The sequence below is a fragment of the Stenotrophomonas sp. STEN225 genome (assembly GCF_056756445.1).
In genome coordinates, this window is sequence record NZ_JBRRBV010000006.1 from 11,778 (window position 1) to 23,896 (window position 12,119).

A 12,119-nucleotide genomic window follows, 5' to 3' on the forward strand; every position below is an offset into this window, starting at 1 on the left:
GGTCACCAGTAGGTTGCGTAGAGGGCCACCAGGATCGCCAGCACCGCCAGCGAAGCGATGTTGAACGATGGGGCGGTGGCATAGCTCACATCGTCGGTGCGGATACGATCACGATCGCCACTGGCGCGGGTGCCCAGCGCGACGCCTACGCCCAGCAGCAGCGTGACCAGGAACACCACGCCCATGCGGTCCATGAAGGGCAGCGAGGGCCACAGCAGCTTCAGGGCCAGCGACAGTACGAAGGAGCCGACCGCCGCAGCCAGCGCACCGGCTTCGTTCGCACGCTTCCAGAACAGGCCCAGCAGGAAGATCACCACGATGCCGGGGGTGAAGAAGCCGGTGAACTCCTGGATGTACTGGAAGCCCTGGTCGAACCCGCCCAGCAGTGGGCGCGCGGTCAGCACCGCCACGATGATCGAGACGGACGCCGCGAACCGGCCGACACGCACCAGCCTGGCTTCCGAGGCATCGGGCGCGCGCTTGGCATAGAAGTCGAGCGTGAAGATGGTGGCGACGGAATTGATCTTCGATGCCAGCGACGCAACGATGGCGGCCACCAGCGCGGCGAACACCAGGCCCAGGATGCCGCTGGGAAGCAGCGCCAGCATCGTCGGGTAGGCCGCGTCCGGGCGTTCCAGGCCGGGGGCGAGCATGACCGCGGCGATGCCGGGCAGCACCACGATGGCCGGAATGAGCAGTTTCAGGAACGCAGCGAATACCACGCCCTTCTGCGCCTCACGCAGATCCTTGGCGGCCAGTGCGCGCTGGATGATGTACTGGTTGAAACCCCAGTAGCTGAGATTGGCGATCCACATGCCGCCCAGCAACACCGACAGCCCGGGCAGATCCTTGTAGAACGGGTTGTCCTTGCTGAGGATCATTTCAAAGCGTTCGGGATGCTGCTGCCACAGCTGCATGAAGCCGTCGGTGACGCTGCCGTTGCCGATCTGGCCCAGCGTGATGAAGGTGACCAGCAGTCCACCCAGAACCAGCAGCGAGACCTGCACGATGTCGGTCAGCGCGACCGCCTTCAGGCCGCCATACAGCTGATAGGCCAGTGCGAAGGCGCCCAGCAGCACCAGCGCCACGTCCTGGTTGAGGCCTGCCACGCCGGCAATGGCGATCGAACCCAGCCACAGGATCGAGGTGAGATTGACGAATACGTACAGGCCCAGCCAGAACACGGCCATCAGCGTGCGGATGCGGTTGCCGTAGCGCTCCTGCAGGAACTGCGGCATGGTGGTGATGCCGTTGCGCAGGAAGATCGGCAGGAACCATTTGCCGACGATCAGCAGCGTGATCGCCGCCATCCATTCATAGGATGCGATGGCCAGGCCGATGGCATAGCCCGAGCCGGACATGCCGATGATCTGTTCGGCCGAGATGTTGGCCGCGATGAGCGAGGCACCGATCGCCCACCACGGCAGGCTGCGGCTGGCCAGGAAGTAGTCCTGGGCCGACTTCTGCCGGCCGGCCTTCTCGCGGGAAACCCACTGCGCGAGGATGAAGATGCCGGCCAGATAGGCCAGCACGATGCTGATATCCAGGGGGGAAAGGCTCATGGAAGCTCCGCGATGGGTCCGCGCTGTGGGCACGGCGGCACGTCATTGGGGTTGCCGGCGAACCGGGGCTCGGGAACGCCGGCGATGCCGGCGTCGGTGGCGAACAGGTGGCCGGCGAAGGAGTCGCGCGCGCGCGCCGTCGCGTCCAGGCCGTCGTGTGCGCTGGTGATGAACATCGTTCGCAGCATGCTGCCGCCAAAGACCGGGCGGGTGGGCTGCGCGACCGGGACGGAAAGCGTGCGGTCCTGCCGGCCATCGGGCCGGTAGCGCACCACGCGCGAACCGCCCCAGCGGGCATTCCAGAGTCCGCCTTCGGCATCGACCACACTGCCATCGGGCTCGCCATCCTGGGCCCGCAGATCGGCGAACACAGCTACCGCTCCCGGGCTGTCGCCGTAATCGCAACGCAGGATCTGCTTCTGCAGCGAGTCGCAGAAGTACATCGTGCGGCCGTCCGGACTGAACGCTACGCTGTTGGCAATCGCCACAGTCGGTAGCGGAAGCGTCTCGAGCACGAGCTCGGCGGTGAGCCTGTAGAAGGGTGCGACGGCCTGCTTCGGACCGTTCGTGGGCTCATGCAGCATGCCGAACACGAAACGGCCCTGGCGGTCACAGGCGCCATCATTGGCGCGCACACGCGCCCCTGTGTCGGGCAGCACAAGCACGTCACGCAGCTCGCCGCGCGCCGGATGGAAGAATGCCAGCCGCGACGCCAACGCCAGCAGCAGCCAGCCTTCGGCTTCGCACAATGCCAGTGCGGCCAGCCGCTCCGGCATCGGCCAGCGGGTGAGCGCGCCGTCACCGGGGCGATAGCGCCACAGCTGCGCCTGCGCGATGTCGGTCCAGTACACCACCGATTCGCGATCACACCACAGCACGCCTTCGCCCAGGGTGTTTGCGGCCGGCACCGCGACAGTGGCGGACCCGCTCACACCCAGCCTCCGTCGATGATGAAGTCCTGGCCGGTACACATGCGGCTGTCATCGGCGGCCAGGAACAGGGCGGCGCGCGCCAGGTCATCCGCGCGCAGATAGCCCGGCAGGCATTGCGCACGACGCAGCTGTGCTTCGCCCTCCGCGTCCAGCCACAGCCGCTGCTGCTTCTCGGTGATCACCCAGCCCGGTACAAGCGCATTGATGCGGATGCGGTCCTGCCCAAGTTCCCGGGCCAGGCCGTTGACCAGGCCGTGGACCGCGGATTTGGCCACCGCGTACAGCGGATACCCGCTGTTCTTGATCATCCAGCCCGTCGAACCCAGGCAGATGATCGAACCGCCGCCGAGGGCGCGCATGTCCGGCACCAGCGCCTGGATGGCGAAGTACTGGTGGCGCAGGTTCACCGCCATGCTGCGTTCAAAGTCCGCGATGCCGGTGTCGGCCAGGGCATGACGAGCATCGTTGGCGGCATTGTTGACCAGCACCGAGAACGGTCCAGCCAGGATCCGCGCTTGGGCGATGGCGGACCGGAGTGCCTCGATATCGGTGATGTCGCAATGCAGATAGCGCGGGGCAGTCGCAATGTCGCCCAGGCTTTCCAGCAGTGCTTGGGCGCCGCTGTCGTCGATGTCGAGAAAGACGACCTTCGCACCCTGCCGCGCGAAGTGCTCGACGAAGGCGGCGCCGATGCCGGTGGCACCACCGGTGATCAGCACCGCGCGGTTCTCAAGGCTGGGATAACGTGCCCGATCGGTCATGGCGCTCACCACTCGGCCACGCTGCCATCGGCATGGCGCCAGATGGGGTTGCGCCAGCGGTGGCCTTCGGCGGTTCGCTCGTCAACGTAAGCCTGGTTGATCTCGATGCCCAGCCCCGGGCCGTCGGGAATCCTGACGAAGCCTTCCCTGTACTCGAAGGGCGCGCGGTCCACCAGGTAGTCCAGCAGATCGTTGCTGGCGTTGTAGTGGATGCCCAGGCTCTGTTCCTGGATGAAGGCGTTGTAGCAGACCGCATCCAGCTGCAGGTTGGCCGCCAGCGCGATCGGGCCGAGCGGGCAGTGCAGAGCGATGGCGACGTCGTAGGCTTCGGCCATGGCCGCGATCTTGCGGGTTTCCGTGATGCCACCCGAGTGCGATGGATCCGGTTGCAGGATGTCCACGCCACCGGTCTGCAGTACGCGCTTGAAGTCGAAGCGGGAGTACAGGCGTTCGCCCAGCGCGATCGGCGCAGGCGAAAGGGCGGCCAGTTCCGGGATGGCTTCCAGGTGCTCGGAAAGCACCGGCTCTTCGATGAACATCAGCCCGAAGGGCGCCAGCTCGCGCATCAGCACCTTGGCCATCGGCTTGTGCACGCGGCCATGGAAGTCCACGGCCACTCCCACATCGCGGCCCACCGCATCGCGCACGGCCTGCACGTTCTCCAGTACCCGCGTGACCTTGTCATGGCTATCGACGAACTGCACTTCCTCGGTGGCGTTCATCTTCACCGCAGTGAAACCGCGTGCCACGGCGTCGCGGGCGGCACGGGCGGTGTCGGCCGGCCGATCGCCGCCGATCCATGAGTACACGCGGATGCGGTCGCGCACGGGGCCGCCCAGCAGGGCATGCACGGGCACGCCCAGTGCCTTGCCATGGATGTCCCACAGCGCCTGGTCGATGCCCGCCAGTGCGCTCATCAGGATCGGACCACCACGGTAGAAGCCGCCACGATAGAGCACGTTCCAGTGGTCTTCGATGTGCCGGGGGTCCTTGCCGACCAGATAGTCGGACAGCTCTTCCACGGCCGCCGCCACGGTGTGTGCGCGTCCTTCGACGATGGGCTCGCCCCAGCCGCAGATGCCGGCGTCCGTATCGATGCGGACGAACAGCCAGCGCGGGGGCACCAGGTAGGTCGTGATGGCAGTGATCTTCATGCGGGGGAGTCCGTGTTCGTTCTGTTCCAGGCGTCGATGAACGCACGCGCGCGGCGTGCGACGTCGTCCGCGGGGGTCTTGGGGGCATACAGGGCGGAGCCGATACCGAAGCCGGCGGCACCTGCCTGGCGGTAGGCGGCCATGCGCTGCGGGGTGATGCCGCCGACGGGCAGCAGCGGCGTGCCGGCGGGAAGCACGCTGGACCACGCCTTCAGCACCGGGGGGGGCAGTTGTTCGGCGGGAAACAGTTTCAGTGCATCCGCACCGGCCCGCAGGGCAGCGAAGGCTTCCGTGGGCGTCGCCACGCCAGGCGTGCAGACCATGCCGCTGGCGTGGGCGGCGGCGATGACCTCCACGTCCGCGTGCGGCATCACCACCAGCCGGCCACCGGCATTGTTCACGTCCTGCACCTGCGTGGTGGACAGGACGGTGCCGGCACCGATCAGGCAGCGATCGCCGAGCTGCTTTGCGAGCAGTTCGATGCTCTGCAGCGGCTGCGGCGAGTTCAGCGGGACTTCCAGGATGTGGAAGCCGGCCTCGGCCAGCGCCGCGCCGATGGCGGGCGCTTCCTGCGGGGTGAGCCCGCGCAGGATGGCAACCAAGGGGAGGGGTTGCATCCAGGCGGTGCTCATGGTGTTTCCTTCAGCGTGGGGGTTTTCTGGACAGCCGCGCGCCCTTCAGATTGGCGCGGGAGTCGGCAATCATGTCCAGCATGGCGGCGCGCGCCGCGTCCGGCTGCTTCTGCCGGATGGCGTCGTACACGTCGAAGTGGCGCGGCAGCGAGTACTTGAAGTCCTGCGCGGTCTGCGCCGAGAGCAGGAAGAAGGTGCCCAGCGCCGCGTCGATGACCGAGAACAGGGATGCCAGCAGTTCGTTGTTGGTGGCTTCCAGCACGCTCTCGTGGAACATCAGGTCGGCCTTGGCCCACGCATCCTGGTCCGGTGCATCGGCCATGGCCTGGTACGCGCTCTTGATCCTGGCCAGCTGCGCGGGCGAACGCCGCTCGGCTGCGGAAGCCGCGGCCGCCGGTTCGATCACCTCGCGCATCTCCACCAGCTTTTCCACGAAGTCCTGGGTGGGCATCAGCGCGCAGCGCCACGCCAGGATGTCGCTGTCCAGCTGCTTCCAGTGACGCGGGTCGCGCACCCGCGAACCGGTTTTCTGCCGGGTTTCGATCAGCCCTTTGGAGCCCAGCACCTTCAGGCCCTCGCGCAGGGCGGAGCGGCTGACGGACAAGGTCTGTGACAGCAGCTCTTCCCTGGGCAGGAATTCGCCCGGCTGAAGTGCGCCGCTGATGATCCGCTGCCCGATCTCCTGGGCCACTTGGTCGTAGAGGTTGCGTACCTCGATCGGTTTCACAGGCATCCCTTTGGCTTGGTGCACCGCAGGCTGCGGTCACTCCTATTATCCGACAAAAGGACGGGTGCAGGGTGTGAGGCATGTGGGGGAGCGTCCTCATCAGAGCTTGAACCGGAAGCCCATGCCCAGGGTCTTGTCCTGGTAACGGATGTCGCGCGGCCGCGTGTTGCCGCTGCCCCAGTACTGGTGCAGGTTGTTGCCCAGCAGGTTGGTGGCCGAGAACACCACCGTGGCGCGCGGGGTCACGTCGTAGCTGATCGAGAAGTCCAGCGAGCTGGCCGGCTCGACCTGGTCCTCCGTTCCGGCGACCGTGGGCTGGGTGAAGAAATCGATGTACCGGCTGCGGTAGCCGTAGGCCAGGCGCGCACTCAGGCCGAAGTTCTCGTAGAACAGCACGGCGTTGTAGTTGTTCTTCGAGACGTTCTGCAGCGGCCGCGAGATCACGGGTCCGCCAAGGAACTCCGGAGACTTGGTATCGCCTTCGATGTAGGTGTAGTTGAACTGCGCACCCAGGCCGCTCCAGGCGCCGGGCAGGAAGTCGAAGGTCTGCTGGTAGGCCAGCTCGACACCCTGCAGATGGCCGCTGCCGGCGCTCTGCGGGGATGACAGCTCGTAGTCCTCTCCGGCGATGACCACATTGGTGATGTAGTTCTGGATGTAGCCATCGATGTCACGATAGAACACGCCCGCACTGACGTAGCCCACCGGGGAGAAGTACCACTCCAGCGACATGTCGTAGTTGGTCGACTTGATCGGGCTCAGGTCGGGGTTGCCACTGCTGGCCACGCCCGCCCGGTTGACGGTGCCGGGGTTCAGCGAGATCGACGGGTTCAAGGCACCGAAGTCCGGATAGCTCAGTGTCTTGGCCGCCAGCACGCGCAGCTGCCAGGCATCGTTGAAGTGCAGGTTCAGGCTCGCGTTGGGCAGGGCATTGGTGTCCTGCGTGCTGCGGGTGATGGCACTGTAGACACCCGTGCCCGCGTCGAACGAGAAGGCGTTGAGTTCACGCTTGATCTTCTCCGCACGCACGCCTACCAGGCCATCCACGCGCAGGCCGCCCAGATCGAAGTCGTACTTCGCCTGCAGGTAGCCGGCGCTCTTGCGTTCTTCGATATCGAAGAAGCGGCCGGGATTCTCCGCCGCCAGTCCGTCCGGCAGACCGTAGTAACGGCGCAGCGCGTCGGCGTTGTCGATCAGGTAGTCGTAGCAGGGCGTCAGGAACGACTGGCTCAGTGCGGAGTTGCCGCGCTTGCTGCAGAAGAAGCTGCTGGCCGGGAACAGCCCCACCACCTGGTTGGCCGGGTTGGGCGAGGCGGTGATGTTGCCCGTACCGGCACCGCCTGGCGGCGGCGTGCTGATTTCCACGCTGCCCTTGGCGCTGGCGGTACGGTCGGCATAGCGCAGGCCGAACTGGAGGTTGGCGATCGGGCCGTCGAGGAACTCGAACGTTCCGTCGCCGCGCCAGCTGTTTTCCTCGCCGCGCGACTCGCCCCAGGTCTGGAACAGGCCATTGAGGTAGAAGCGCGACGGATCCATGGCCGGGTTGCCGGCCAGGTGCCAGTTCTGGTGCTTGCCCGAGGTGCCGTCCCATACGGTGGTGATCGGCCCGGCCAGGAAGGTGTCGATGATGAAGTTCTCATCGCGGTAGTAGCCGGACGTACGGGCCACTTCGGTGGACAGCCGCAGCTGGTCGCCGCGCCACTTGAAGCCCAGCGCGTTCTGGATGTCCTGGCCGCGCTGCTTGTGCGCCTGGGTGCTGCTGGCGGCATAGCTGTCGCCGGTCCATGTACCTGCGGTGGCGTCGCAGATGGTCTGGCCGGAGAGCGGCCCGTCCAGGCGGTTGGCATAGCAGTTGTCGCCGACCTGCAGCCCCGTCGGCGGCACCACCCCGACCGGGAAACTGAACAGGAACGCCTGGTCATAATCGTCTCGCACGAAATCATAGAGGCCCTCGACATAGACCTCGGTGCGTTCGCTGGGTTTCCACTGCAGGGCATAGTTGAACGCACTGCGCTTGCGGTCGCCATGGTTGTAGTTGGTGCCCCAGCCATTGGGGGCGGCGATCAGGTTGCCGTCATCGGTACGCGCCGGCGTGCCATCCGGATTCTCCAGGACCTTCGGGAAGTCACCCCACACCGCATCGTACGCATAGCGCTTGCCGACATAGCCGAAGTTGACCATGGCGCCGATTTCGCCGGCATCGGTGTCCCAGCGGTTGCTCAGCAGCAGGCTGGCGGAGGGATCGATGTCGCCACCGTACTTGCTGTGCGTACCGGTCACGGTGCCGGCGATCTCCGCACCATCGAAATCCAGCGGGCGGCGCAGCTGGATGTCCACCAGGCCCGCGATGCCGCCCAGTGGCAGGCTCGCCTCGCTGCTCTTGTAGACGTTCAGGCTCTTGATGGCGGTGGCCGGCAGGTTCTGGAAGGCGTAGCCGCGGCCGGAGCTGCTGAAGATCTCACGGCCGTTGAGGGTGCTGATCACGTTGGGCAGGCCGCGGATCACCACCCCGGTGGTCTCGCCCTGGTTGCCCTGCGCCACCTGCACGCCGGTAACGCGCTGCAGGGCGTCGGCCACGCTGTTGTCGGGCAGCTTGCCGATGTCTTCGGCAACGATCGAATCGACGACCATCTCCGCCTCCTGCTTGATCGACTGGGCGGTCTGCAGGCTTTGGCGCAGCGCGGTCACGGTGACCGTGTCCAGGTTGACGGCCTCCTGCGAGCCGGCCTCCTGCGCCTGCACCAGACAGGGCAGGGCGAGGGCCGAAAGGATGGCCAGGGAAAGCACGGTGCGGGAAGAACGAGCGGTCATGGCGGTATCTCCGGATTCCGGAAAGCAGTCGCGGTTGAGTGGCCCGCCTTCATGCGAAGGCGGGCGCCAGTAGGGTCAGAAAGCGGGAACGGAGGTGCGCGGGGTCTTGGCCAGCCTGCGGAACAGCTCGGCTTCGCGTGCCCGGTAGGGCGTGCCGTCGGCCTTCAGCAGATCGTGGAACCACACGGTGGGGGCTTCCATCGTGTAGGGGCGCTGCCAGCTGTCCCACGGGAAGCGGGTCTGGATCGCGCCGTCCACGAACCCCCAGTTGATCATGCCGATGTTCTCGCGGCGGGCGATCGGAAGGATCGTGTCCACGTTCGAGCCTGCGCCGCGTGCCAACCATTCGGTGCAGATCAGCGGGCGGCCGTACTTGCGCAGCTGTGCAATGCGGGCAACGAATGCCTCCGGCTGCTCGTAGTTGTGGAAGGTGATCACATCCGACTGCTCCAGCTGCGTGCGCTGGATCGCGGTGAGCGATGCGGCGCCCGGCGACCAGTCATCGCCGATCCACACGCCGCTGGTGAGCGGCTGCACCGGCTTCTTCGCGCGTGCCCAGTCGAAGATCTTCGGCAGCAGTTCGGCGATGCGTTCCTGCTCGCCCGGCAGCTGCTTGTCCATGTAGTTGCCACCCCCGGGGTTGTCCGGCTCGTTCCACAGGTCCCAGGCCAGCACGCGCGTGTCATTGGCGAAGTGACCGATCACGCCCTCCACATAGGCCTGGAAGTGCGCGTCATTGGCGCGGTCCACCAGCATGTGGCGGCTCGGGCTCTGCACCCAGCCGGAGTTGTGCACGCCGGGAATCGGACGACGCTGCGGGCCGAGCACCGGATCCGGGTCCCAGCAGCTGTCGAACAGCACGAGCATCGGGCGGATGCCGTTCTTCTCGGCGATGGACAGGAAGGTGTCGATGCGCTTCAGCAGGCCCTGCGGGTCCTGCTGCCACAGCAGGTCATGCAGGTAGACGCGCATGGTGTTCATGCCGAACTGCTCGTGCGCCCAGCGGAGTTCGCGGTCGATGGCTGCCGGATCGAAGGTCTCGGCCTGGAACATCTCCAGCTGGTTGATGGCGTTGGAGGTGGTGTAGTTCGCGCCCACCAGCCACTGCTGTCTGGAATACCACGCGTCGGCTTCGGCCGGGGTCCAGCGTGCGGCGTCGGTCGCATGCGCCATCGGTGCGACGGCGAGCAGCGTTGCCAGCAAAGGGGTAAGCCACTTTCGCATGAGATGCATCTCCTTGGTTCATGAGCTGCCCGTCCTGGCGTGAGCCAGGAGGCGGGCGGTGCGTACTGCGTCGGATTGCCGGTGCCGTGGGCGACCGGCGTGCCAGCTGCGCGGGATCAGCGGGCGGGCGGTGTGCGGTCGGTCGAGAAGTCGTAGACGATGCGGTTCACATAGGTCTCGCCGGGGGCCAGCCGCGCCGAGCCGAACGACGGCTGGTTCGGTGTGTCCGGGAACAGCTGCGGTTCCAGCGCGATGGCGTCGCCCTGGCGATAGACCCGGCCACTCTTGCCCACGGTGCTGCCGTCGAGGAAGTTGCCCGAATAGAACTGCAGTCCAGGCTGCGTGGACAGCACGGTCATCACGCGGCCCGAGCGCGGGTCGTGCACGCGGGCGACTTCGCGCGGCTCGCGCGTGGGCGATCTGCTGATGACCCAGTTGTGGTCGTAGCCGCGACCATGCAGCAGCTGCGGCTCATTGCCCTGGCGCAGGTCGCGCCCGATCGGCTTGGCCGTGCGGAAGTCGAAGGCGGTGCCTTGCACCGGCTGCAGCACGCCCGTGGGAATCAGGCTCGCATCCACCGGCGTATAGGCGCTGGCCGGAATGGTCAATTCGTGATCCATCGCCGAGCCGGAACCCTCGCCGGACAGATTCCAGTATGCGTGGTTGCTGAGGTTGACGATGGTCGGTGCATCGGTCGTGGCGCGGTACTCCACCTCCAGCCGGCCATTGCCCTTCAATGCGTAGGTTGCCGTGACCGTGAGCGTGCCCGGATAACCCTGGTCGCCGTCAGGGCTGACATGCTGCAGGGTGGCGTGATCGGCGGCGGCGTCGACGATCTTCCACACCACCTTGTCGAAGCCGCGGGTGCCGCCGTGCAGGCTGTTCGGCCCATTGTTGACCGGTACCTGATAGGTCCTGCCATCCAGGGTGAAGCGACCCTTGGCGATGCGATTGGCGAAGCGGCCGACGATGGTGCCGAAGTACTGCGGATTGTCGAGCGTCGCCTTGAGCGTCGCGTCGCCAAGCAGTACATCGGCGTATGCGCCATCACGGTCCGGCACTTCCAGTGAATGCAGTGCAGCGCCCAGCGTCAGTACCGTGGCCTGCATGCCGGTGCCGTCACGCAGCAGGATGGACTCCACCACGGTGCCATCGGCCGTCCGGCCTACCACAGCGCGTTCCTGTGCCTGACCTGCGCCCACTGCAGACAGTGCCAGTACGCCGATCAGCCCTGCCGTCTTCCCCTTGCCAGCACGCATTGCTCAAGACCCCTCTCGATGTCGTGATGCGTACAAAAACATATAATCAGACAATACGCACGTTGCGACGCAGCACGTGATCGGACCGCCGCGTTCGGCTGGGGTCAACGCGCAGTCGCGGTCATCGCGTGCAGTGCGGAGAAGCCGCGCACCACGGCGTCGGCGGACGCCACCGCGTGCGTGGCGATGCCGATTTCCGACAGCGCCGCCTGGTACAGCCGGGTGACCGGTCCGGAGCCCACCAGTGGCACCGACGCCGACCTCAGCCCGGGGAACAGCGCCAATGCGTCTGCAATCTCCGCACCGGCCAGCAGTCCGCGCAGGTAAGCGCTGGTCGCCGTGCGCGGCAGGGTGCCGCGGATCATCCGTGCCCGCACACCGAAGAGCAGCGCACCCAGGCCCAGTCGGCGGTCGGCGCCTGCATGCACACCCTCGGCGAAGGCCGGTCCTGGCTCACCCGGTCCGTCCAGCACCGAGGCAAGCAGGCCGCCACTGGCCAGTCGATCGAACAGTTCGCCGGACATCGAGGTCATGAAGCTCTGCACCTGGCCGTCGATCAGCTGGATCCACTTGGTATGCGTACCCGGCAGCGCCACGATGGCATCGGGGCCGACATCGCCGCCGCGCAGCAGCCCCAGCAGCTCGGTCTCCTCACCGCGGAGCACGTCCGGCATGCCATCCACGGGGCGCACGCAGGCCATGCCGGGCACGATGCTCACGGAGAGCTCGCCGATACGGGTCGGCACCAGCTGCTGCGCGATCGAGGCAACACCTGCAGGGCACTCCACGTAGCCGGCATCGATCCAGCCGACATTCGACCCGATCATGCCGGCCGCATAGGCGTGGCGTGCAGCCGGCCAGCGTGCGCGGATCGTGTTGGCGGCCACCACCATGTCGTCACGGTCCAGCGTGGCCACGCCCGCAGGCATTTCATGGGCATCAAGCCGCTCACCGTTGGGGCTGATCAGATAGGCGCGCAGATTGCTGCTGCCCCAGTTGATGCCGATGATGCTGTCGGGGTGGTCCTGCTGCATGGTGGTTCCTTGGCGGCGGTGGT

The 12,119-nt window shown here is 66.5% G+C and carries 10 protein-coding genes; all 10 read right to left on the minus strand.

The annotated features are described in order from the left end of the window. Positions 1 to 2: 2 nt before the first annotated feature. Positions 3 to 1,562, minus strand: a complete 1,560-nt coding sequence (locus tag ACVOJ1_RS07710; protein WP_065182281.1) for a sodium/sugar symporter — start codon at positions 1,560 to 1,562, stop codon at positions 3 to 5. Further along, positions 1,559 to 2,494 (minus strand): SMP-30/gluconolactonase/LRE family protein, encoded by a 936-nt coding sequence (locus ACVOJ1_RS07715; protein WP_346480259.1) that lies wholly within the window; start codon positions 2,492 to 2,494, stop codon positions 1,559 to 1,561. Before ACVOJ1_RS07715 ends, ACVOJ1_RS07710 begins: the two co-directional genes overlap by 4 nt. After that, a complete protein-coding gene (locus ACVOJ1_RS07720; protein WP_346480260.1) occupies positions 2,491 to 3,255 on the minus strand; it encodes an SDR family NAD(P)-dependent oxidoreductase in 765 nt (254 codons plus the stop codon). Before ACVOJ1_RS07720 ends, ACVOJ1_RS07715 begins: the two co-directional genes overlap by 4 nt. 5 nt (positions 3,256 to 3,260) lie before the next feature. Then, positions 3,261 to 4,409: a galactonate dehydratase gene (dgoD, locus tag ACVOJ1_RS07725; protein ID WP_065175640.1), complete on the minus strand. Its 1,149-nt coding sequence runs from the start codon at positions 4,407 to 4,409 to the stop codon at positions 3,261 to 3,263. Then, entirely contained in the window at positions 4,406 to 5,041 is a 636-nt protein-coding gene (locus tag ACVOJ1_RS07730; RefSeq protein ID WP_346480261.1) for a 2-dehydro-3-deoxy-6-phosphogalactonate aldolase, read from the minus strand. The genes dgoD and ACVOJ1_RS07730 overlap by 4 nt, the downstream gene beginning before the upstream one ends. A gap of 10 nt (positions 5,042 to 5,051) precedes the next feature. After that, positions 5,052 to 5,774 (minus strand): FadR/GntR family transcriptional regulator, encoded by a 723-nt coding sequence (locus ACVOJ1_RS07735; RefSeq protein WP_053515824.1) that lies wholly within the window; start codon positions 5,772 to 5,774, stop codon positions 5,052 to 5,054. A 93-nt stretch (positions 5,775 to 5,867) separates the two neighbouring features. After that, a complete protein-coding gene (locus ACVOJ1_RS07740; protein WP_253118502.1) occupies positions 5,868 to 8,579 on the minus strand; it encodes a TonB-dependent receptor in 2,712 nt (903 codons plus the stop codon). Positions 8,580 to 8,654: 75 nt separating this feature from the next. After that, positions 8,655 to 9,803, minus strand: a complete 1,149-nt coding sequence (locus tag ACVOJ1_RS07745; RefSeq protein WP_053515931.1) for a cellulase family glycosylhydrolase — start codon at positions 9,801 to 9,803, stop codon at positions 8,655 to 8,657. A gap of 116 nt (positions 9,804 to 9,919) precedes the next feature. Continuing rightward, complete coding sequence (locus ACVOJ1_RS07750; protein ID WP_065182275.1) at positions 9,920 to 11,062, minus strand: aldose epimerase family protein; 1,143 nt, start codon at positions 11,060 to 11,062, stop codon at positions 9,920 to 9,922. Positions 11,063 to 11,166: 104 nt separating this feature from the next. Beyond that, entirely contained in the window at positions 11,167 to 12,096 is a 930-nt protein-coding gene (locus ACVOJ1_RS07755; RefSeq protein WP_197600007.1) for a 2-dehydro-3-deoxygalactonokinase, read from the minus strand. Positions 12,097 to 12,119 lie beyond the last annotated feature (23 nt).